Source organism: Microlunatus capsulatus (genome assembly GCF_017876495.1).
Lineage (GTDB): Bacteria > Actinomycetota > Actinomycetes > Propionibacteriales > Propionibacteriaceae > Microlunatus > Microlunatus capsulatus.
Map to the genome: position 1 here is coordinate 2,245,755 of NZ_JAGIOB010000001.1, position 20,666 is coordinate 2,266,420.

At 76.0% G+C, this 20,666-nt stretch carries 17 protein-coding genes and 1 pseudogene; 11 read left to right on the forward strand and 7 right to left on the reverse strand.

The window, feature by feature from the left end; translation table 11 throughout:
- Positions 1–73: 73 nt before the first annotated feature.
- The 5 genes and pseudogenes from JOF54_RS10360 (at position 74) to cobA (ending at position 6,457) form a co-directional block, all read left to right on the forward strand.
- Entirely contained in the window at positions 74–2,212 is a 2,139-nt protein-coding gene (locus JOF54_RS10360) for a VWA domain-containing protein (protein WP_307804030.1), read from the forward strand.
- Complete coding sequence (cobO, locus tag JOF54_RS10365) at positions 2,212–2,826, forward strand: cob(I)yrinic acid a,c-diamide adenosyltransferase (RefSeq protein ID WP_210055376.1); 615 nt, start codon at positions 2,212–2,214, stop codon at positions 2,824–2,826. The genes JOF54_RS10360 and cobO overlap by 1 nt, the downstream gene beginning before the upstream one ends.
- Positions 2,820–5,396, forward strand: coding sequence for a bifunctional hydrogenobyrinic acid a,c-diamide synthase/histidinol phosphate aminotransferase CobBC (cobBC, locus tag JOF54_RS21920; protein ID WP_372443481.1), 2,577 nt, complete (start codon positions 2,820–2,822; stop codon positions 5,394–5,396). The genes cobO and cobBC overlap by 7 nt, the downstream gene beginning before the upstream one ends.
- Positions 5,396–5,683: pseudogene (locus tag JOF54_RS20945) on the forward strand (NAD(P)-dependent oxidoreductase); the annotation flags it as partial. The gene cobBC and the pseudogene JOF54_RS20945, both read left to right, overlap by 1 nt.
- Before the next feature lie 30 nt (positions 5,684–5,713).
- Positions 5,714–6,457: a uroporphyrinogen-III C-methyltransferase gene (gene cobA / locus JOF54_RS10375; RefSeq protein ID WP_245359678.1), complete on the forward strand. Its 744-nt coding sequence runs from the start codon at positions 5,714–5,716 to the stop codon at positions 6,455–6,457.
- Between the two features lie 9 nt (positions 6,458–6,466).
- Here cobA and JOF54_RS10380 read toward each other — a convergent pair whose 3' ends face one another.
- From JOF54_RS10380 to JOF54_RS10395, 4 genes are all read right to left on the reverse strand, one after another.
- Positions 6,467–7,195: a potassium channel family protein gene (locus JOF54_RS10380; RefSeq protein ID WP_210055380.1), complete on the reverse strand. Its 729-nt coding sequence runs from the start codon at positions 7,193–7,195 to the stop codon at positions 6,467–6,469.
- A 90-nt stretch (positions 7,196–7,285) separates the two neighbouring features.
- Entirely contained in the window at positions 7,286–7,939 is a 654-nt protein-coding gene (locus JOF54_RS10385; protein ID WP_210055382.1) for a response regulator, read from the reverse strand.
- Positions 7,936–9,663 carry a sensor histidine kinase gene (locus JOF54_RS10390; protein WP_210055384.1) on the reverse strand — a complete coding sequence of 576 codons (1,728 nt, stop codon included), beginning with the start codon at positions 9,661–9,663 and terminating at the stop codon, positions 7,936–7,938. The genes JOF54_RS10385 and JOF54_RS10390 overlap by 4 nt, the downstream gene beginning before the upstream one ends.
- 273 nt (positions 9,664–9,936) lie before the next feature.
- On the reverse strand, positions 9,937–10,197 hold the full coding sequence (locus tag JOF54_RS10395) for a hypothetical protein (protein ID WP_210055386.1): 261 nt from the start codon (positions 10,195–10,197) through the stop codon (positions 9,937–9,939).
- 420 nt (positions 10,198–10,617) lie between these two features.
- Here JOF54_RS10395 and cobT point away from each other — a divergent pair, with 420 nt between their 5' ends.
- Together cobT and JOF54_RS10405 are read left to right on the forward strand one after the other, a co-directional pair.
- Complete coding sequence (gene cobT, locus JOF54_RS10400; protein WP_210055388.1) at positions 10,618–11,667, forward strand: nicotinate-nucleotide--dimethylbenzimidazole phosphoribosyltransferase; 1,050 nt, start codon at positions 10,618–10,620, stop codon at positions 11,665–11,667.
- 2 nt (positions 11,668–11,669) lie between these two features.
- Positions 11,670–12,455, forward strand: a complete 786-nt coding sequence (locus tag JOF54_RS10405; protein WP_210055390.1) for an adenosylcobinamide-GDP ribazoletransferase — start codon at positions 11,670–11,672, stop codon at positions 12,453–12,455.
- A 5-nt stretch (positions 12,456–12,460) separates the two neighbouring features.
- Here JOF54_RS10405 and JOF54_RS10410 read toward each other — a convergent pair whose 3' ends face one another.
- The gene (locus tag JOF54_RS10410) at positions 12,461–13,003 is read right to left on the reverse strand and encodes a bifunctional adenosylcobinamide kinase/adenosylcobinamide-phosphate guanylyltransferase (RefSeq protein WP_210055392.1); all 543 of its coding nucleotides are present in this window, start codon (positions 13,001–13,003) and stop codon (positions 12,461–12,463) included.
- Between the two features lie 5 nt (positions 13,004–13,008).
- Between JOF54_RS10410 and JOF54_RS10415 the strand changes: the two genes are divergently transcribed.
- Together JOF54_RS10415 and JOF54_RS10420 are read left to right on the forward strand one after the other, a co-directional pair.
- The gene (locus JOF54_RS10415; protein WP_210055394.1) at positions 13,009–14,040 is read left to right on the forward strand and encodes a cobalamin biosynthesis protein; all 1,032 of its coding nucleotides are present in this window, start codon (positions 13,009–13,011) and stop codon (positions 14,038–14,040) included.
- The gene (locus JOF54_RS10420; protein WP_307804033.1) at positions 14,037–14,795 is read left to right on the forward strand and encodes a cobalt-precorrin-6A reductase; all 759 of its coding nucleotides are present in this window, start codon (positions 14,037–14,039) and stop codon (positions 14,793–14,795) included. The genes JOF54_RS10415 and JOF54_RS10420 overlap by 4 nt, the downstream gene beginning before the upstream one ends.
- 15 nt (positions 14,796–14,810) lie before the next feature.
- Here the strand turns inward: JOF54_RS10420 and JOF54_RS10425 are convergent, their stop codons facing one another.
- Together JOF54_RS10425 and JOF54_RS10430 are read right to left on the reverse strand one after the other, a co-directional pair.
- Positions 14,811–16,697: an ABC transporter ATP-binding protein gene (locus JOF54_RS10425; RefSeq protein ID WP_210055398.1), complete on the reverse strand. Its 1,887-nt coding sequence runs from the start codon at positions 16,695–16,697 to the stop codon at positions 14,811–14,813.
- Positions 16,694–18,616 carry an ABC transporter ATP-binding protein gene (locus tag JOF54_RS10430; protein WP_245358040.1) on the reverse strand — a complete coding sequence of 641 codons (1,923 nt, stop codon included), beginning with the start codon at positions 18,614–18,616 and terminating at the stop codon, positions 16,694–16,696. Before JOF54_RS10430 ends, JOF54_RS10425 begins: the two co-directional genes overlap by 4 nt.
- 300 nt (positions 18,617–18,916) lie before the next feature.
- Here JOF54_RS10430 and JOF54_RS10435 point away from each other — a divergent pair, with 300 nt between their 5' ends.
- Entirely contained in the window at positions 18,917–20,017 is a 1,101-nt protein-coding gene (locus tag JOF54_RS10435) for an S-(hydroxymethyl)mycothiol dehydrogenase (protein WP_210055400.1), read from the forward strand.
- Complete coding sequence (locus tag JOF54_RS10440) at positions 20,014–20,628, forward strand: MBL fold metallo-hydrolase (protein ID WP_210055402.1); 615 nt, start codon at positions 20,014–20,016, stop codon at positions 20,626–20,628. Before JOF54_RS10435 ends, JOF54_RS10440 begins: the two co-directional genes overlap by 4 nt.
- Positions 20,629–20,666 lie beyond the last annotated feature (38 nt).

A 20,666-nucleotide genomic window follows, 5' to 3' on the forward strand; every position in this document is an offset into this window, starting at 1 on the left:
GCGCCGGCCGCGTCGCAGTCGCACGGGGCTCACCGCAGCGTGGACGTGGACATCCATGCAGAAGGGCTCGCCCGTGCCGTCTCCCTCCGCCGCTCCCCCCGAGCCGCGCACCTACCCCTTCTCCGCCGTCGTCGGCTCCGACGACATGGCGCTCGCGCTGGTCCTGACGACGGTCTCCCCCGAGGTCGGCGGCGTCCTGGTCCGCGGCGAGAAGGGCACGGCCAAGACCACCACCGTCCGCGCGCTGGCCCGGGTGCTGCCGCCGCTCGCGGTCGTCGAGGGCTGCCGGTTCTCCTGCGACCCGGCCGACCCCGACCCGCGCTGCCCCGACGGCCCGCACCCCGCCGCCACCGCGTCGACGACCCGGCCCGCCCGGCTGGTCGAGCTGCCGGTGGGCGCCACCGAGGACCGGGTCATCGGGTCGCTGGACCTGCAGCAGGCCCTCGGCGCCGGCCGGGTCAGCTACGAGCCGGGGCTGCTCGCCGCCGCCCACCGCGGCCTGCTCTACGTCGACGAGGTCAACCTGCTGCACGACCACCTCGTCGACCTGCTGCTGGACGCCGCGGCGACGGGCCGCTCCACCGTCGAGCGCGAGGGCGTCTCGGTCGCGCACGCCTCCCGGATGGTGCTGATCGGCACCATGAACCCGGAGGAGGGCGAGCTGCGGCCCCAGCTGCTGGACCGCTTCGGGCTGACGGCCGAGGTCGCCGCCCCGCGCGACCCGGCCCTGCGCGCCGAGGTCGTCCGCCGGCGGATGGCCTTCGACCGCGACCCCGACGCCTTCACCGCCCGCTACGCCGACGACGAGGCCGAGCTCTCCGGCCGGCTGCGGACCGCGCGGGCCCTGCTGCCGCAGGTGGAGCTGCGCGACGACCAGCTGCTGCTGATCGCCGAGGTCTGCGCCGCGTTCGAGGTGGACGGCATGCGCGCCGACCTCGTCACCGCCCGGGCCGCCGTCGCGCACGCCGCCTGGCACGGCCGCACGACGGTCACCAGGGCCGACATCCGCGCCGCCGCCCGGCTGGCCCTGCCGCACCGCCGGCGCCGCAACCCCTTCGACGCCCCCGGCCTGGACGAGGAGCTGCTGGACCGCCTGCTGGGCGAGGACGAGCCCGAGCCCGAGCCGCCGCAGCCGGAGGACCCGCAGCCCGGTCCCGACGACGAGGGCAGCGAGCCCGCCGACGGGTCCGCCGATCCGGCCGAGGGCACCGACGCCGGCTCGCCGGCACCCCCGTCGGGCCCCGGGCAAGGCGCTGACGCCCGGCCGCCGGACCGCGAGCCGGGCGCCTCGTCGACCGAGCCCGAGCCCGAGCCCGAGCCGGCGCGCGACCAGGACGGCCCGACCGCCGCCGTCGTGCCCACCACGCTCGCCAGCGCGGGCACCGCCTACCGGACCCGGCTCTTCACCGCCTCCGGCGTGGGCGCGGGCGAGGCCGGGCGTCGCAGCCGGGCCGTCACCCGGACGGGCCGCAGCGTCGGCGCCGCCTTTCGACCCGAGCCCGGCGGCCGGCTGCACCTGCCCGCGACCATCCGGGCCGCCGCCCCGCAGCAGGCCGCCCGCGGCCGCGCCGGCGCCGACGTGCTCCGGCTGCGCCGGGAGGACCTGCGCACCGCCATCACCGAGGGCCGGGAGTCCAACCTCGTGCTGCTCGTCGTCGACGCCTCCGGCTCGATGGCCGCCCGCCGCCGGATGGAGGCCGTCAAGACCGCCGCCCTCTCGCTGCTGCTGGACGCCTACCAGCGCCGGGACAAGGTCGGCCTGGTGACCTTCCGCGGGTCCGCGGCCACCCTCGCACTGCCGCCCACGTCGTCGGTCGAGGTCGCCGCCCGCCGGCTCGAGGAGCTGCCGAACGGCGGCCGGACCCCGCTGGCCGAGGGCCTGCTGGTGGCGGCCGAGACGCTGCGCCTGGAGCGGATCCGCGACCCCCGCCGCCGTCCGCTGCTGGTGCTGGTGACCGACGGCCGGGCCACCTCCGGCCCCGACGCCGTCGCCCGCTCCCGCCGCGCCGCCGACCTGCTCCGCGCGGCCGGCGTGGCGAGCGTCGTCATCGACTGCGAGACCGGCTTCGGCCTGGGCCTGGCCCGCACGCTCGCGCTCCACCTGGGCGCCGAGCACGTGCCCGTCGGCGAGGTCGCGGCCGACCAGCTGGTCTCCGTCGTCCACCGGGCGGCCCCGGCCCGCCCGGCCCAGCCGCAGGGGAGGGCCGCCTGATGCCCGAGGGACGTCCCGAGGTGGAGCCGCAGGACGGGCTGACCACCAAGCAGCGCCGGAACCGGCCGCTGGTGATCGTGCACACCGGCGACGGCAAGGGCAAGAGCACCGCGGCCTTCGGGCTGGCCGTCCGCGGCTGGAACCAGGGCTGGCCGATCGGGGTGTTCCAGTTCGTCAAGTCCGCCAAGTGGCGGATCGGGGAGCAGACCGTGCTGGAGACCCTCGACGAGGTGCACCGGACCACGGGCAAGGGCGGCCCCGTCGAGTGGCACAAGATGGGCTCGGGCTGGTCCTGGTCGCGCAAGGCGGGCACCGAGGAGGACCACGCCGCCGACGCCGCCGAGGGCTGGCAGGAGATCAAGCGCCGGCTGGCCGCGGAGACGCACCGGCTCTACGTGCTCGACGAGTTCACCTACCCGATCGCCTGGGGCTGGGTGGACGTCGACGACGTCGTCGAGACCCTGGTCCACCGCCCCGGGCAGCAGCACGTCGTCATCACCGGCCGCCGCGCCGACCCGAAGCTGCTGGAGATCGCCAACCTCGTGACCGAGATGCAGATGGTGAAGCACCCCTTCCAGGAGGGCCAGAAGGGTCAGCGGGGCATCGAGTGGTGACGACCGTCGCGCCCCGGCTCGTCGTCGCCGCGCCGGGCTCCAGCCACGGCAAGACGACGGTGGCCACCGGGCTGATGGGCGCCCTGCGGGCCGAGGGCCTGGAGGTCGCGTCGTTCAAGGTCGGCCCCGACTACATCGACCCCGGCTACCACGCGCTGGCCACCGGCCGGCCGGGCCGCAACCTCGACCCGCACCTGTGCCACGAGGACCAGATCCGGCCGCTGTTCCTGCACGGCCTGACCGCGCCGCGGCCGGCCGACGTCGCCGTCGTCGAGGGCGTGATGGGCTTGTTCGACGGCCAGATCGGCGGCGACGGCTACGCCTCGACGGCGCACGTCGCCGGGCTGCTGGAGGCGCCCGTCGTGCTGGTGCTGGACATCAGCTCGGTCTCCCGGACCGCGGCCGCGCTGGTGCACGGGCTGACGACCTTCGACCCGGCCGTCCGGCTCAGCGGCGTCGTGCTCAACAAGGCGGGCTCGGTCCGGCACAGCGATGAGGTGGTCCGGGCGCTGGAGGCCACCGGCGTCGAGGTGCTGGGCGTGCTGCCCCGCAACGCCGGCATCGAGGCGCCGTCGCGGCACCTCGGGCTGGTGCCCGCCGCCGAGCGCGGCGACGCGGCCGCCGCCATCGCCCGGCTGGCCGACCAGGTCGCCGAGCACCTCGACCTCACCCGCATCCTGGCGCTGGCCCACGCCGCACCGCCGCTGGCCGGCGAGGCCTGGGCCCCCGGGCAGGTCGTGCACGCGCCCAGCGAGCGGCGCCCCGTCGTCGCCGTCGCCGCCGGCCGGGCCTTCACCTTCCGCTACGCCGAGACCGACGAGCTGCTGCGGGCCGCCGGCTGCGAGCCGGTCCCCTTCGACCCGCTGACCGACGACGCGCTGCCCGACGGCACCGCCGGGGTCTACCTGGGCGGCGGCTTCCCCGAGGTGCACGCGCCCGAGCTCAGTGCCAACACCGCGCTGCGGGCCTCGCTGCGGAGAGCCGTCGAGGCCGGGGTGCCCACCGTCGCCGAGTGCGCCGGCCTGCTCTACCTGTGCCGCACCGTCGACGGCTCCCCGATGGTGGGCGCGATCGACGCCGAGGCCGCGATGACGCCGAAGCTCACGCTGCGCTACCAGACCCTGGTCGCCACCGCAGACTCGCTGCTGGCCGCCCGCGGCGCCCGGGTCACCGGCCACGAGTTCCACCGCACCCACGTCGACCCCCCGGCCGGCGACGACGAGGCCTGGCTGGTCGACGGCCACCGCGTCGGCTTCTCCGCCGACCCCGCCGGCCGCGGCGCGGCCAGCCTGCACGCCAGCTACCTGCACCTGCACTGGGCCGGCCACCCGCAGCTGGCCCAGCGCTTCGCCGACGCCGTGCACGCCTGGGCCGCCGATCCGGCCGACGTGTCCGACGCTGCGGGTGCCCCGGCGACCACAGCATCTGACACGTCGGTGGAGGGGGTGACTCAGCCGGTACCCGGACCGCGCGACGACGAAGCCGGCGGGCCGGAGCGCGGTCCACGCCCGAGCGGAGCGAGGGCAGACGACGTCGACCTGCTGCACCACGGCGACGTCGAGGTGGGTGAGGGTCTCGTCGACCTCGCCGTCAACGTCCAGCACCGCGAGCCGCCGGCCTGGCTGGCCGACGTGGTCCGGGACACCGTCCCGACGCTCGGCGCCTACCCCAGCAGCGCCGCGGCCACGGCGGCGATCGCCCACGCGCACGCCGTGCCAGCGGACCACGTGCTGCCCACCTCCGGCGCGGCCGAGGCCTTCACCCTGCTCGCCCGGGCGCTGCAGCCCCGCCACCCGCTGGTCGTGCACCCGCAGTTCACCGAGCCGGAGGCGGCGCTGCTGGCCGCCGGCCACCAGCCGGAGCGGCTGCTGCTCGAGGCGGGTGACGGTTTCGTCCTCGACCCCGACCGGGTGCCCGCGCACGCCGACCTCGTGGTCGTCGGCAACCCCACCAACCCCACCTCGGTGCTGCACCCGGCCGAGGTCCTCGAGCGGCTGCGGGCGCCCGGCCGCGTGCTCGTCGTGGACGAGGCCTTCCTGGACGCGGTGCCGGGACCGGACCAGTCCCTGGTCAGCGCCACGATGAGCGGCGTGCTGGTGCTCCGCTCGCTGACCAAGACCTGGGGGCTGGCCGGGCTGCGGGCCGGCTACGTCGTCGGCGACCCCGCGCTGGTCGCCGCCCTGCGCGCACAGCAGCCGCCGTGGTCGGTCTCGACGCCCGCCCTGGCCGCCACCGTCGCCTGCCTGTCCGACGACGCCCTGACCGCCGCCCGGGCCCAGGCGGAGGTGATCGCCGAGCGCCGCGCCCTGCTGGTCGACGGCCTGGCCGCGCTGGGGCTGCCGGTCGCCGGCACCCCGGCTGCGCCGTTCGTCCTCGTGGACACGGCGGGGGTGCGGGGCGGTCGTCCGCCAGGCTGGGTCCGCGAGGCGCTGCGCGAGCGGGGCTTCGCCGTGCGGCGCGGGGACACCTTCCCCGGGCTGGGCCCGGACTGGGTCCGCATCGCCGTGCGCGACCCGGCCACCACGGCGCGCTTCCTGGAGGCGCTCGCCCCGCTCCTCGGAGGGACCTGATGACCCGCGGCTTCGTCGCCGACCTCGACCTGGCGGGCCGCCGCGTCGTCGTGTGGGGCGGTCGGGCCGAGGCCCTGGCCCCGGTCACCGCGCTGCTCGAGGCCGGTGCCGTGGTCACCGTCGTCAGCGACGCCCCCGGCACCACCGTCGCCGACCTCGCCGCCCGCGGCCTGCTCACCGTCACCGCCCCGGACACCGCGGACGTGCTGACGGGCGCGGCCCTGCTGGTCCCGGCGACCGGCGACCCGGACGCCGACGCCGACGCCACCCGCCGGGCCGCGGCCGCCGGCGTGCTGGCCGTCCGTCCCGCCGTCCCCCTGCTGCCCGGCGGTGACGGCCGCGGCGAGGTGGTCCTGGTGGGCGGCGGTCCCGGCGACCCCGGGCTGCTGACCGTGGCCGGCCTGGAGGCCGTGCGGACGGCGGACGTCCTCGTCGTCGACCGGTTGGCGCCGCTCTCGGTGCTCCAGCAGGTCCGGCCCGGTGCCGAGGTCATCGACGTCGCCAAGATCCCGCGCGGCACCTTCACCCCGCAGGAGCGGATCAACGAGCTGCTCGTCGAGCACGGCCTCGCCGGCCGCCGGGTGGTCCGGCTCAAGGGCGGCGACAACTTCGTCTTCGGCCGCGGCGGCGAGGAGTGGCAGGCCTGCGCGGCCGCGGGCGTCCCGGTGCGCGTCGTCCCCGGCGTCTCCTCCGCCATCGCCGCGCCGGCGCTGGCCGGCATCCCGCTGACCCACCGGCAGCTGACGCAGGGGTTCACCGTCGTCTCCGGCCACCTGCCGCCCGGTGACCCCGGCTCGACGCTGGACTGGGCCGCGCTGGCCCGGGCCGGCACCACCCTCGTCGTCCTCATGGGCGTGGCGACGCTGCCCGCCATCTGCGCCGAGCTGGTCGCGCAGGGGATGGACCCGGCCACACCGGCTGCCACCGTCGCCGACGCCGGCCTGCCCAGCCAGCGCGACGTCCGCGGCCGCGTCGACGACATCGCGGCGCGCACCCTGGAGGCCGGGATCCGGCCGCCGGCCATCACCGTGGTCGGCGCCGTCGCCGGCTTCCGGCCCTGACGGGGCGGCTCAGCCCTCGCCCGGCCCGCCGGCCTCGGACCGGGCGCTGCCGGCGGCGTCGTGCTGCTGCTGCTGCCGGTTGATCGTCAGCCCGACGAGCCGGCTGACGAACAGCGCGACGTAGCCGAGCCCGGCCAGCTGCTGGATCATCACCACCGAGCGCGCGTGCGGGGTGATCGGCACGACGTCGGACAGCCCGGTGCTGGACAGGTTCGTGAAGCTGAGGAACAGCAGCTCCATCCAGGTCCGCTGCCCCTGCGGGTCGACGGCGGCGGTGAAGCACCCGGGCTGCAGCGCCTGCAGCACGGTGAAGACGTAGGCGAACGCCCAGGCCACCAGGGTGAAGGTGGCCCCGACGGCGTAGAGCTCGTCGCGGGTGACGGTGGCGTCGGCCAGCATGTAGGCCATCAGGTTGCCGGCAGCCCAGAAGTAGAACACCGCGTGCAGCGCGGCCGAGACCACCGCGACGGTGGGGTTGGGGCTGAGGGCGTCGGCCACCGACAGCGCCGACGCCGAGATGCCGAGGATGAGCGCCACCCAGGTGGGCCCCGGGGAGTCGCGGACCGACCAGACGGCCAGCCCCAGGACCAGCGCGCCGAAGACCTCGAACAGCCCGCGGCCCCAGGCCAGCGACTCGGCGAAGGGGTACAGCAGCACGCCGACCAGCTGGGCCACCAGCAGGACGGCCGAGGGGTGCCGGGCGACCGGGCGCAGCAGGTCGCGCAGGCCGGAGCTCATGGCGTGACCCTACCGACGGGCCGGGCCCGGCCCGGCCCGGACCGTCCGCGCGGGTCCCGCCCAGCGCCCGGGGGAGCAGGACCCGGCGGGTCAGGACGGGTCGACGTCGAACAGCCGCAGCGAGGGGCCCGACGGCGGGCTCCCGCCCCGGAGCGCGAGCTTGCCGTAGAGGTCGCTCACCCAGCCCCGGACCTCGTCCGGCGTGCTGCCCAGGGCGTCGGCGATCTGCCCGTCCGTGCTGCCGCCGCTGATCAGCTCGAGCACCCGGTGCTCGCGGCCGTCCAGGCTGGCGCCGCGGTGGTCGCCCTGGCCGGACTGGCGCAGCCGGTCCAGCAGCCGCTCGGTGACGGCGCCGTCCAGCAGCGGCCGGCCCTGGGCGACGGCGCGGACGCCGTCGAGCAGGCTGGTGCCGCCCACCTGCTTGACCAGGTAGCCGGCGGCGCCGGCCATCACGGCGGTGAACAGGGCCTCGTCGTCGTCGAAGGAGGTGAGCAGCACGCACCGCACGTCGGGGAACGCGGAGCGGATCCGCCGTCCCACCTCGATGCCCGCGCCGTCGGTCAGCGGGGCGTCGAGGAGCACGACGTGGGGACGGCTGGCCGCGATCAGCGGCAGCGCCTCGTCGGCGTCACCCGCCGAACCCACGACCTCCAGGTCCGGCGCCGCAGCCACCAGGTCGACCAGCCCCCGCCGCACCAGCTCGTGCTCATCCAGGATGAAGACACGGGTGGTGGTCCCGCTCATGTCAGTGGCACCGACCAGCGCACGCGCAGGCCCCCCTCGTCCGCTCGCTCCGTCGTCATCCCGCCCCCGCGGCGCAGAGCACGTTCCCGGAGGTCGGCCAGCCCGCTGCGCCGCCCATCCTGCACCAGACCGGCGCCGTCGTCCGCCACGACCACGCGCAGCTCGCCGGCGTCGGCCTCCACCACCACCGAGCAGCGCCGCGCGCGGCCGTGCCGGGCGACGTCGGCCAGCGCCTCCCGGACCACCGCGGCCACGTCGACCACCAGGTCCTCCTCGACGAGGGTGTCCAGCGGCCCTGCCAGGTGCGTGCTGGGCCGGAAGCCCAGCGCCGCGCTCAGGTCGTCGACGACGGCCGCCACGGTGGCGCGCACGGAGGCGGCGGCGGGCCGGGCGTACTGCAGCGCGAAGATCGAGGTGCGGATCTGCCGGATCGTCTCGTCCAGGTCGGCCACCGTGCGGCCCAGCCGGTCGCGCACCGCCGGGTCGTGCGCCGAGCCCGCGGTGCTCTGCAGGGTGAGCCCGGTGGCGAACAGCCGCTGGATGACGTGGTCGTGCAGGTCGCGCGCGATCCGCTCGCGGTCCTCCAGCGCGCCCAGCCGGAGCTGCGCGGAGCGCGCCCCGGCGAGCTCGAGGGCGATCGCGGCCTGGCCGGCGAAGTCCTCGGCCATCGCGACGTCGGCCATCGAGAAGATCGGCTGGTGCTCCAGACGGCCGACGACGACGGCGCCCCTGGCCCCCCACTCCCCCGTCAGCGGCAGCGCCATCACCGGGCCGGCGAACGTGTCGGGCCGCAGCAGCCAGCGCAGGTTGTGCTGCGCCCCGGAGTCGACGACGCGGCCGCGGCCCTCCCGCATCGCCAGCCCGGCGAGGCTGCCCTCGACCGGGTAGGTGAGGCCCAGCAGGGCGTGCTCGTCGCGACCCGCGGCGGCGGCGATCCGGAGCAGCGCCGGGTCGTCCTCGTCGGGCACGACGATGCACACCAGCGCGGCGCGGGCGAGGTGGTGCACGTTGACGGCGATCAGGCTCAGCACGGCGCGCTCGTCGTCACCCGCGGCCAGCAGCTGCTGGCTGATCTCGCTGGAGGCCAGCAGCCACTCCTGGCGGCGCCGCGACTCCTCGTAGAGCCGGGCGTTCTCGACGGCGATGCCCGCGGTGGCGGCGAGCGCGGCGACCAGGTCCTCGTCCTCGGCGCTGAACTCCCCGCCCGCCACCGGCTCGGTGATGTAGAGGTTGCCGAAGACCGAGCCGTGCGCGGTGATGGGGACGCCGAGGAAGCTCTGCATCGGCGGGTGGCCGGCGGGGAAGCCGAAGGAGCGCGGGTGGTCGGCGATGCGGCCCACCCGGATGGGCTCGGCGTGCCCGACCAGCACGCCCAGCACGCCCTGGCCGGACGGGAAGTCCTGGATCCCGGCGACGGTCTGCTCGTCCATCCCGCTGTGCACCAGCTGCTCGAACCCGCCGTCGGGCGCCAGCACCCCGAGCGCGGCGTAGCGGGCCCCGGCGATCTCGCGGGCGGCCTCGACGATCTTCTGCAGGACCCGGGGCAGCGACAGCTCGCCGACGATGGAGCGGTTGGCCGCCAGCAGGCCGCGGAGCCGGCGCTGGGCGGACACGATGTCGTCCGCCCGCTGGCCCAGCTGGGTCATCAGGTCCGCGACGGGCAGCGGCGGCGCGCCGCCGACGGCGCCGGGCGCTCCGGCCGGGCGGCCGTCGGGGGAGGTCACCGCCGTCACAGTAGGGGCTGGGCGCCCGGGTGACCACGCTGCGGGGTCCGCAGCGGACGTCGCCGGCCCGGCCGGCACCGGGGAGGGGGGAGGGGTGGTGTCGGCCGGGGCCGGTGCGCCGGAGCGGCGGACGACGTCAGCGGTGGTGGTGCAGGCGTGCGGGAGGGGGCTGCGCCGGCGCGGTGGGCGGGACCGGCCGGCGGAGGTGCCGACGGCAGCGGCGTCGTTGATGGCCATGGCGGGTCACCGGGAGCGGGTGCGGAGCGCGCCGGCTCAGCGGGTGAACCAGAGGTAGGCCATGAGCAGCGGGTAGACCACGGCGACGACCCAGCAGGCCCAGTACTGGGCGTCGAGGGGGCGCTTGGTGCGGGTGCCGGGCTCGCGGTGCAGCAGGTTGCCGGGACGCGCGATGCTCTCGCTGAGGGCACGGACCGGGTCGAGCGCGGTCGGGGCGGCGGCCTCGGCCGCGCGGACCGTCCGGCCGGTCTCGTCGGGCCGGTCTCCCTCGGTGCCGAGGACCACGTTCTGGCTCATGTCGACCAGTCAACCGTCCCGGCGGACAGCCGGGCAGGCCTGAAGGTCCCCGTTCCGCCAGGACCTTGGTCCTGGAATTCCCGGGCCTTTCCGGCCGCTATTCCTCGACCGCTGGAGTGGTCATTCGGAAACGACCTCCAGCCGTGACCTGAACGAGATATCCCGGCCCTTTTCCCGTCCATTCTCGCCGTCGTCGGCACGCCGTCCAGGGGTCCGCCGACGGCCGTTCCGCCGACCGCTCGTCCGCCGACCGCTACGCTCGGCGCAACCGCAGGAGACCAGGAAGCTCGGTGAGAACCCGACGCGGTCGCGCCGCTGTGAGAGTCCGTCGACGACCGCCCGCCGGTCGGCGCGGACTCGAGCCAGACCCTGCCTGCGGGACCACCGCCGGGTCGCCGCAACCTGAGAGGACGCACCACCATGCCGACCGCACCGTCCCCCGACCCACGCCCCCTGCCGGCGCCCGACCCGGAGGTCCGCGCCGCGGCCAGGACCCGGTTGGACGCGCTGGCCAAGCCGCTCGGAGCGCTCGGCCGGGTGGAGGAGCTGGCGGCCTGGTGGTCGGCCTGCGCCGGCCGCTGCCCTGCCGATCCGCCCGCCGCCGTCCGCGCCGTGATCCTGGCCGGTGACCACGGCGTCTCGGCCGACGGCGTCTCGGCCTACCCCCGTGAGGTGACGGCGGCCATGGTCCGCGCGTTCGTCGCGGGCGTCGCCGGCGCCAGCGTGCTGGCCCGCCAGCACGACGTCGCCCTGCGGGTGCTCGACCTCGCCGTCGACGCCGACCTCGACGACCTGCCCGGGGTGGCCGAGCACAAGGTCCGGCGCTCCTCCGGGGCGGTCGACCGGGAGGACGCGCTGACGGCCGCGCAGACCTGGGCCGCCCTGGACGCGGGCGCGCTCGTCGCAGCCGAGGAGGTCGCGGCCGGGGCCGACCTGCTGGTCCTGGGCGACATGGGCATCGGGAACACGACACCGGCCGCCGCGCTGGTCGCGGCGAGCCTGGGCGCGCCCGCCGAGCAGGTCGTCGGACGCGGCACCGGCGTCGACGACGCCCGGCTGGCCCACAAGACCGCCGTCGTCACCCGCGCCCTGGCCCGCGCCGGCGACCGGGTGGGCGACCCCGTGGAGCGGCTGACGGCGCTGGGCTCGGCCGACCTCGCCGCCGGCGTCGGCTTCCTCGTCGCCGCGGCCCGGGCCCGGGTGCCGGTGCTGCTGGACGGCGTCGTGCCGCTGGCCGAGCTGCTGGTGGCCGAGGACCTGCAACCCGGCGTCGTGGCCTGGTGCGCCGCCGGCCACCGCTCGACGGAGCCGGCGCAGCGGCTCGCCCTGGAGAAGCTGGGCCTGGAGCCCGTGCTGGACCTCGGCCTGCGGCTGGGCGAGGGGACGGGGGCGCTCACCGCGCTGCCCGTGCTCCGCTCGGCCGCCCTGCTGCTGCGCGACATGGCGCTGCTCGCGGACCTGGCGCCCTGACCGTGCCCCTCCCCCTCGGCCCCGCGCTGCGGCTCGCCGTCGGCACCCTGACGGTGCTGCCCACCGGCGCCGTCACCGTCGACCGGGCCACAGCCCGCGGCGCCATGCTGCTGGCGCCCCTCGCCGTCGTCCCGCTGGCCCTGGCCGCGGCCCTGGTGACCGGGGTGGCGGCCGCGCTGGACCTGCCGGCCACGGCGGTCGGGCTGCTGGGCGTCGCCGTGCTCGCGCTCGGCACCCGGGCCCTGCACCTGGACGGGCTGGCCGACACCGTCGACGGGCTCGGCACCGGCTGGGACCGCGCGCGGGCGCTGGACGTCATGCGGCGCGGCGACGTCGGGCCGATGGGGGTCGTCGCCCTGGTGCTGGTGCTGGGCCTGCAGGCCGTGGCCGCCGGGGCCCTCGTCGACGGCTGGGCCGACGCCCTGGGGCTGGCCGTCCTGGTCTGCGCCTCGCGCGCCGCCCTGGTCGTGGTCTGCCGGGCCGGCGTGCCGGCCGCGCGGCCCTCGGGGCTCGGGGCGGCCGTGGCCGGGACGGTGCCGACGGCCCTCGCCGCCGCCGTCTGGGTGGTGGTCGCCGCGCTGCTCGCGCTGACCTGGGTGCTGCGCGGCGGCGCTCCCCTCGGCGGCCTTCTCACCGCGGCGCTGGCCCTGGCCGCCGCGGCACTGCTCGTCACCTGGTGCCGGCGCCGGCTCGGCGGGGTGACGGGCGACGTGATGGGCGCCGTCGTCGAGGTGACGCTGACGGTCCTGCTGCTGGGGGCGACCGCGACCGGCGGGTGGACGGCGTGAACGGGCTACAGGTGCAGGGCGCGGCCGGCGACCACGAGCACGACGTCGTCGCAGCGCGCGGCGACCGCCTGGTTCACCCGGCCCAGCAGGTCGGTGAACACCCGGCCCGAGCGGTGCTCGGACACCAGCCCCAGGCCCACCTCGTTCGTCACCGCGACGACGAGGGCCGGGTGCGCCGACCAGGCCGCGACCAGGGCGTCGAGGTGCTCCTCGAACCGGTCGCGCCAGGAGGCCAGCGGCTGGTCCCAGGTGCCGAGGCCGTCGACGACGGCGGTGACCCAGGTGCCCAGGCAGTCGACGAGGACGGGCCCGTCGGTCCCGCGCAGCGCGGCGGCCAGGTCGGCCGTCTCCACCGTGCGCCAGGACGCCGGCCGGCCCGCCTGGTGGGCGGCGACGCGGGCGGCCCACTCCGGGTCGGCCACGGGGTCGGGCACGGGCCCGGGCGCGACGTAGGTGACGCCGTCGGCGCCCGCGAGCAGCCCCTCGGCGTGCCGGGACTTGCCCGAGCGGACGCCGCCGGTGACCAGGACCTTCTGCGGAGAGGACATCGGCGATGACCCTAGCCCGGAGGGACAGCGCCGCCGGCGCCCTGGGCCTGCTGGCCGGCTTCGCGCTGGACCAGCTGCTGGGCGACCCGCGGCGCGGCCACCCCGTCGCCGGCTTCGGCGCGGTCGCAGCCCGGCTGGAGCAGCGGACCTGGGCCGACCGCCGGGCGCCCGGGGTGCGGCACGTCGCCGTCCTCGTGGCCGGCGCGGCGGGGCTCGGCGTGCTCGGCGAGCGGGTGGCCCGCGACCACCCGGCCGCCCGCCTGGTGCTGACCGCTGCCGCCACCTGGACGGTGCTGGGCGGCCGTTCCTTGCAGCGGGAGGCCGGCACCCTGTCCCGCCAGCTCGGCGCCGACGACCTGCCCGCCGCCCGCCGGCAGATCCGCAACCTGGTGGGCCGCGACCCCTCGACGCTGGACGCGGAGCAGCTGGCCCGGGCCTGCGTCGAGTCGGTCGCCGAGAACACCGCCGACGCGGTGGTGGCGCCGCTGTTCTGGGGTGCGCTGCTGGGGCTGCCGGGCCTGCTGGGCTACCGGGCGGTCAACACCCTGGACGCCATGGTGGGCCACCGCTCGCCGCGCTACCGCCGGTTCGGCTGGGCCGCGGCGCGGCTCGACGACGTCGCCAACTGGGTGCCCGCCCGGGTCTGCGGGCTGCTCACCGTCGGGCTGGCCCCGCTGGTCGGCGGCCGGCCGGCCGACGCCTGGGCGGCCTGGCGCCGCGACGCCGGTCAGCACCCCAGCCCCAACGCGGGCGTGGTCGAGGCCACGGCGGCGGGCGCGCTCGGAGTGCGGCTGGGCGGGCGGAACGTCTACGGCGGCGTGGTCGAGGACCGCGGGGTGCTTGGCCGGGGCCGCGTCGTGGGGGTGGCCGACATCGCCCCCGCCGCCCGGCTGAGCCTGCTGGTCGGGGTCGCGTCCGCGGTGCTGGCGACGGGGCTCCGGGCGGTCGCCCTGGGAATGCAGACGCAGTGGCGCCGGAAAGCGCTTGTCGGCCGGTTTTGGGCCGTTGTGCGCTGCATTTCCAGGGTGACCCCGTGAGCACCGTCCTGGTCCTCGGCGGCACGGGCGAGGCGCGCCGGCTCGCGGCCGCGCTGGACGCCGAGGGGGTCGGTGTCGTCAGCTCGCTGGCCGGCCGGGTGTCGCGGCCCGCTCTGCCCGTCGGGGAGGTCCGGGTGGGCAGCTTCGGCGGTCCGGAGGGCCTCGCCGCCTACCTGCGCGACCACGGCGTCCGCCACGTCGTCGACGCCACGCACCCCTTCGCCGCCCGGATCTCGCTCAACGCCGCCATCGCCTGCGCGGCGACCGGGGTGCCGCTGGTCCGGCTGCAGCGCCCGGGCTGGAGCGCGCACCCGGACGCCGGCCGCTGGACCTGGGTGCCCGACGCCGCGGCGGCCCTGCGCGCCGCCGACGCCAGCCGCCGGCCGTTCCTGACCACGGGGCGGCAGTCGCTGCCCGACTTCGCGCCCTGGGCCGACCGCGCGGTGCTGGCCCGCGTCGTCGACCCGCCGGAGACGCCGCTGCCCCCCGCCTGGACGCTGCTGCTGGCCCGCGGCCCCTACGAGCTCGACGCCGAGCGGGCCTTGATGCGCGAGCACCGCGTCGACGCGCTGCTCACCAAGGACTCCGGCGGCGACCTGACCGCGGCCAAGCTGGACGCGGCCGCCGCGCTGGGGCTCCCCGTCGTCGTCCTCGAGCGCCCCGCTCCCCCGCCGGGCGTCCCGCTGGTGACGACGGTGGCCGAGGCCGTCCGAGCTGTCAGACGTGAGTTGACCCTCGGGTCGACCGAGATCTGACAACTCGGCACCGGCTCAGGCCAGCGAGGACTCCCAGGCCTGGTGGAGGGCGGCGTAGCGGCCCTCCTGGTCGGCCATCAGCTCGCGCGGCGAGCCGTCCTCGATGATCCGGCCGTGCTCCAGCACCAGCACCCGGTCGGCGATCTCGACGGTGCTGAGCCGGTGGGCGATGATGATGGCCGTCCGGTCGGCCAGGATCGTCTGCAGCGCGCGCTGCACCAGCCGCTCGCTGGGCACGTCCAGGCTGGACGTCGCCTCGTCGAGGATCAGCACCGCCGGGTCGGCCAGGAAGGCCCGCGCGAAGGTGATCAGCTGGCGCTGGCCGGCCGAGAGCCGCGAGCCGCGCTTGGCCACGTCGGTGTCGTAGCCCTGCGGCAGCGCGGTGATGAACGCGTGCACGCCGACGGCCTTGGCCGCGTCCTCGATCTCCTGCCGGCTCGCCGTCGGCTTGCCGAAGGCGATGTTGTCGGCGATGGTCCCGTCGAACATGAAGTTCTCCTGGGTGACCATCACCACCGCCCGCCGCAGGTCGTCGTCGGCGAGGTCCCGCAGGTCGGTGCCGTCCAGCGTCACCCGGCCGCCATCGGGGTCGTAGAACCGGGCCATCAGCTTGGCGATGGTCGTCTTGCCCGCACCGGTGGTACCCACCAGGGCGACGGTCTGGCCGGCCGGGATGTCCAGCTCGAGGTCCGGCAGCACCGGGCGGTCCTTCGCGTACTCGAACCGCACGTGCTCCAGGTGCACCGCGCCCTTGGCGTGCGGGAGCGGCGTCGGCGTCGTGGACTGCACGACGCTCGGCTGCTCCTCCAGCACCCCGGACAGCTTCTCCAGCGCCGAGGAGGCCGACTGGAAGGTGTTGTAGAACTGGCTGATGTCCTGCATCGGCTCGAAGAACATCCGCAGGTAGAGCAGGAACGCCGCCAGCACGCCGACGGTCATGTCGCCCTCGATCACCCGGTAGCCGCCGTAGAGCAGCACCACGCCGATCGTCAGGTTGCCGACCAGCTTGATGCTGGGCATGAAGATCGCGACCAGCTTGAACGAGTCGATGTTCGCCTCGCGGTAGCGGCCGGCCACGTCCTCGAAGATCCCCGCGTTGCGGTGCTCGCGGCGGTAGGCCTGGACGGCCTTGATGCCGGTCATCGTCTCGATGAACTGGACGATCGTCAGCGCGGAGGTCTCGCGCACCGTGCGGTAGGTCCGCGAGGAGGACCGCGAGAACCAGCGGACCAGCAGCATCAGCACCGGGAAGCAGAGCAGGCAGACCGCGCCCAGCTCGACGTCGAGCACCAGCAGCAGCACCCCGACGCCCACCATGGTGAGCACCGCGGTGACGAGGCTGTCGAAGCCGTTGGCGAGCAGCTCCATGATCGCGTCGATGTCGCTGGTCAGTCGGGAGACCACCCGGCCGGTGGTGTAGCGGTCGTGGAAGCGGACGTCGAGCGCCTGGAAGTGCTTGAACACCCGCCGCCGCAGCTCCAGCAGCACCTTCTGGCCGACGGTGCCGGAGTTGCGCAGGAAGAAGGTCCGGCTGAGGCCCTGGACCAGCACGGCGCCGGCCATCAGGCCGACCGTCTCGTACAGCAGCCGGCCGCTGCCGCCCTCCAGCAGCGGCGGGACGCCGAGGTCGATGCCGCGGCGGACCATCCACGGCACGCTCAGCCGGGCGGCGTTCTCGACGACGACGGCGATGACGAGCACCCAGATCCAGCGCTTGTACGGCCGTAGCAGGTCGCCGAGCAGGGCCCGGCTGCGGCGGCGCAGGAACACGGTCCCGCGGTCGCTGATGTCGTCGGTGTCCTCGGCGGAGACCCCGCGCCACTCCTGGATCTCGGGGGCCGCCAGCGCGCTCTCGGGCTCGCGGTCGTCGGCGGTGCCGGCCGTGGTCGTGGTCGCGGTCATCGCGCCTCCTCCAGGAGCAGCTCGTCGAGCTCGTCCTCGTACTCCGCCGACAGCAGCGCCCGGTACTCGGGCACCTCCGCCAGCAGGTCGGTGTGCCGCCCGACGGCGGTGATGGTGCCGCCGGAGAGCATCGCGACCCGGTCGGCCAGCAGCACCGTCGAGGCGCGGTGCGCGACGACGATGCCGGTGACGCCGGTGAGCACGCGCTTGAGCGCCTCCTCGACCAGGGCCTCGGTGTGGATGTCCAGCGCGGACAGCGTGTCGTCCAGCACCAGCACGGCCGGCTTGGCCAGCACCGCGCGGGCCAGCGCGAGGCGCTGCCGCTGGCCGCCGGACAGGCTCATCCCCTGCTCGCCGATCCGGGTGGCCAGACCCCACGGGAGGTCGTGCACGAAGTGCGCCTGCGCGACGTCGATCGCCTCCTCGACGTCGGCGTCGCTGGCGTCGGGCCGGCCCAGCGTGAGGTTCTCCCGCGCCGACATCGAGAACAGCGTCGGGTCCTCGAAGGCGATGGCGACCACCCGGCGGAGGTCGTCGAGGGCGAGGTCGCGGACGTCGACACCGTCGATGGTGATCCGGCCGGCGGTGACGTCGTAGAGCCGCGGCACCAGCATGGTGAGGATGCTCTTGCCGGAGCCGGTCGCGCCGACCAGGGCCACGGTCTCGCCGGGGGCGATGTCGAGGTGCAGGTCGTGCAGCACGTCGGTGTCGGAGTCGGCGAAGCGGAACGCGGCGCCCTCGAAGCGCAGCCGGCCCTCCACCTGCCCGAGGGTCCGGTCGCCGTCGGTGATCTCGTTCTCGGAGTCGAAGATCTCCGCGATCCGGTCGGCGGCGGTCATCGACTCCTGCGCCTGGGCCAGCAGGAAGCCCAGCGCGGTGACCGGCCAGACCAGGGACAGCATCAGGGTGATGAAGGCGACCAGGGTGCCCAGGGTGATCCGCTGCTGGCCGGCGGCGACGGCCCCCAGGCCCAGCACGACGATCAGGGTGATGTTGGGGATCACCGCGAGCATCGTCCAGAACCGCGCGCTGAGCTGCACCCGCTCCACCGAGGAGTCGTAGAGCTTCACCGCGCGGTCGTCGAACTTGGCGAAGGCGTGCCGGCCGCGGCCGAAGGACTTGATGACGCGGAGGCCGTAGGCGCCCTCCTCGATGGTGGAGGCCACGTCGCCGTTCTGGTCCTGCATCTTGCGCGACAGCCGGGTGAACTCCCGCTCGTTGCGCAGGCACAGCCAGGTGATCGGCACCGTGGAGGCCAGCACGACGAGGCCGAGCGGCCAGTAGAGGTTGAGCAGGATCGCGGTGGTGACGAGGATCTGCGCGATGTTGGTGAGGATGAACAGCAGGCCGAAGCCGAGGAACCGGCGGATCGTGGCCAGGTCGCTCATGATCCGCGACAGCAGCTGGCCGGACTGCCAGCGGTCGTGGAAGGCCATCGGCAGCCGCTGCAGCTTGGCGTAGAGGTCGGTGCGGACGGCGAACTCGACGCCGTTCGTGGCCCGGGAGACGATCCAGCGGCGCAGGAACATCAGCACCGCCTCGACGACGCCGAGGGTGAGGGCCAGCAGGCCGAGCGCGTAGAGGCCGATCCGGTCGGAGCCGGCGATGGGACCGTCGATGACCGCCTTCGTGACCAGGGGGACGACGATCGTGGCGCCGGTGCCCACGGCGGCGCAGAGGACGGTCAGCAGGAAGCGCGTGCGGAACGGCAGCAGGTAGAAGCGCAGCCGCCACAGGTTGGCGCTCGAGCGCCGCTTGCGGGGCTGGCCGTCGCGGCCCACCCGGGGCGGCGCCGGCGGCGCCATGGCGGGCGGGCGGTCGAGGGCGGTGAGCGGGGTCGGCGCCCCCGCGGCGCCGGTCGCCCGGGGGTCGGGGGTGGGCGTCTCGGCGGAGGCGCGCGCCGTCACTTCGGCTGGCATGGAGGGGACATCCTCGGGCTGGGCGGGTCGGGAGGGCGGTCAGGTCTGGCGTCGCCGAGGCACCGGGACGTCGGGGCGAGGAGCTCGGCCAGGACCGGGGCGCGGGCCGCGGGGGCGGGGCCGCGGGCGCGGGCTGAACCGTTCAAGAAACCTCGCCCTACTATGCATGCCCACCCGGGGGTCGGGTCAACCGCATACAGGAGCCGGACAGCGTTTTCCCCGACGGTACCCGTCCGCCCCGCCGGGTTGTCCGGGCCGCCCCCTAGGATCGGCCCGACGTCGACAGCGAGGAGCAGCGGGATGCCGCAGCAGGTGCAAGGGATCATCGCGCGGAGCAAGGGCGCCCCCGTCGAGCTGGTCACCGTGGTGGTGCCCGACCCGGGACCCGGCGAGGCCGTGGTGGTCGTGCAGGCCTGCGGGGTCTGCCACACCGACCTGCACTACCGCGAGGGCGGCATCGGCGACGACTACCCCTACCTCCTGGGCCACGAGGCCGCCGGCGTCGTCGAGGCGGTCGGCGAGGGCGTCACAGACGTCGCGCCGGGCGACTACGTCATCCTCAACTGGCGCGCGGTGTGCGGGGAGTGCCGAGCCTGCAAGCGCGGCCGTCCCTGGTACTGCTTCGACACCCACAACGCGACCCAGAAGATGACGCTGGAGGACGGCACCGAGCTGTCCCCCGCCCTGGGCATCGGCGCCTTCGCCGACAAGACCCTCGTCGCGGCCGGCCAGTGCACCAAGGTCGACCCGGCCGCCCGTCCCGCGGCCGCCGGGCTGCTGGGCTGCGGGGTGATGGCCGGGCTGGGCGCGGCGATCAACACCGGGGCCGTCGGCCGCGGCGACTCGGTCGCCGTCATCGGTTGCGGCGGCGTGGGCGCGGCGGCCGTCGCCGGCGCCCGGCTGGCCGGGGCGTCGCGGGTCATCGCCGTCGACGTCGACGACCGCAAGCTGGCCACCGCCCGCGAGCTGGGCGCCACCCACACGATCAACTCCCGCGAGACCGACGCCGTCGAGGGCATCCAGGCCCTGACCGGCGGCTTCGGCGCCGACGTCGTCATCGACGCCGTCGGCCGGCCGGAGACGTACAAGCAGGCCTTCTACGGCCGCGACCTCGCCGGCACCGTCGTGCTGGTGGGCGTGCCCACGCCCGAGATGACGCTGGAGCTGCCGCTGCTGGACGTGTTCGGCCGCGGCGGCGCGCTGAAGTCGAGCTGGTACGGCGACTGCCTGCCCTCGCGCGACTTCCCGGTGCTCGTCGACCTCTACCTGCAGGGCCGGCTGCCGCTGGACACCTTCGTCAGCGAGGAGATCGGCATCGGCGACATCGAGGCGGCCTTCGAGAAGATGGCCGCGGGCGATGTCCTGCGCTCGGTCGTCATCCTCGACGGGGCGGCCGCGTGAGCGCCCGGGTCGACCACGCCGTCGTCTCCGGCACCTTCAGCCTGGACGGCGAGACCTTCGACGTCGACAACAACGTCTGGGTGGTGGGCGACGACGCGGAGTGCGTGGTCATCGACGCGCCGCACGACGTCGACCCGATCCTCGCGCTGGTCGCCGGCCGCCGGGTCGTGGCCGTGCTCTGCACCCACGCGCACGACGACCACGTCCGGGTGGCGCCCGCGCTGGGCCGCGCCGTCGGCGCGCCCGTCCTGCTGCACCCCGACGACCTGCCGCTGTGGCGGCTCACCCACGGCGACGTCCCGCCGGACGGGGACCTCGCCGACGGCCAGGAGATCGCCGTCGCGGGCACCACGCTCCAGGTGCTGCACACCCCCGGGCACGCGCCCGGCGCGGTCTGCTTCTACGCGCCCGAGCTGGGGATCGTCTTCACCGGCGACACGCTGTTCCAGGGCGGCCCGGGCGCCACCGGCCGCAGCTTCAGCGACCGGGACCTGCTGCTGCACTCCATCACCGACCAGCTGCTGGGGCTGCCCGTGCGCACCATCGTCAAGACCGGGCACGGCGACGACACGACCCTGGCCGACGAGCGGGACGGCGTCCTGCGCGGCTGAGCCGACCGTCGACCGGGCTGTCAGCGGCCGGGTCTAGG

What these genes read in the sequence shown, in the direction of transcription:
- JOF54_RS10430 (WP_245358040.1), bottom strand. Translation starts at nt 18,616, where the DNA reads ATGCCAGCCGAAGTGACGGCGCGCGCCTCCGCCGAGACGCCCACCCCC.
- cobO (WP_210055376.1), top strand. Translation starts at nt 2,212, where the DNA reads ATGCCCGAGGGACGTCCCGAGGTGGAGCCGCAGGACGGGCTGACCACC.
- JOF54_RS10435 (WP_210055400.1), top strand. Translation starts at nt 18,917, where the DNA reads ATGCCGCAGCAGGTGCAAGGGATCATCGCGCGGAGCAAGGGCGCCCCC.
- cobT (WP_210055388.1), top strand. Translation starts at nt 10,618, where the DNA reads ATGCCGACCGCACCGTCCCCCGACCCACGCCCCCTGCCGGCGCCCGAC.
- JOF54_RS10380 (WP_210055380.1), bottom strand. Translation starts at nt 7,195, where the DNA reads ATGAGCTCCGGCCTGCGCGACCTGCTGCGCCCGGTCGCCCGGCACCCC.
- JOF54_RS10410 (WP_210055392.1), bottom strand. Translation starts at nt 13,003, where the DNA reads ATGTCCTCTCCGCAGAAGGTCCTGGTCACCGGCGGCGTCCGCTCGGGC.
- JOF54_RS10395 (WP_210055386.1), bottom strand. Translation starts at nt 10,197, where the DNA reads ATGAGCCAGAACGTGGTCCTCGGCACCGAGGGAGACCGGCCCGACGAG.
- JOF54_RS10415 (WP_210055394.1), top strand. Translation starts at nt 13,009, where the DNA reads ATGACCCTAGCCCGGAGGGACAGCGCCGCCGGCGCCCTGGGCCTGCTG.
- JOF54_RS10425 (WP_210055398.1), bottom strand. Translation starts at nt 16,697, where the DNA reads ATGACCGCGACCACGACCACGGCCGGCACCGCCGACGACCGCGAGCCC.
- JOF54_RS10385 (WP_210055382.1), bottom strand. Translation starts at nt 7,939, where the DNA reads ATGAGCGGGACCACCACCCGTGTCTTCATCCTGGATGAGCACGAGCTG.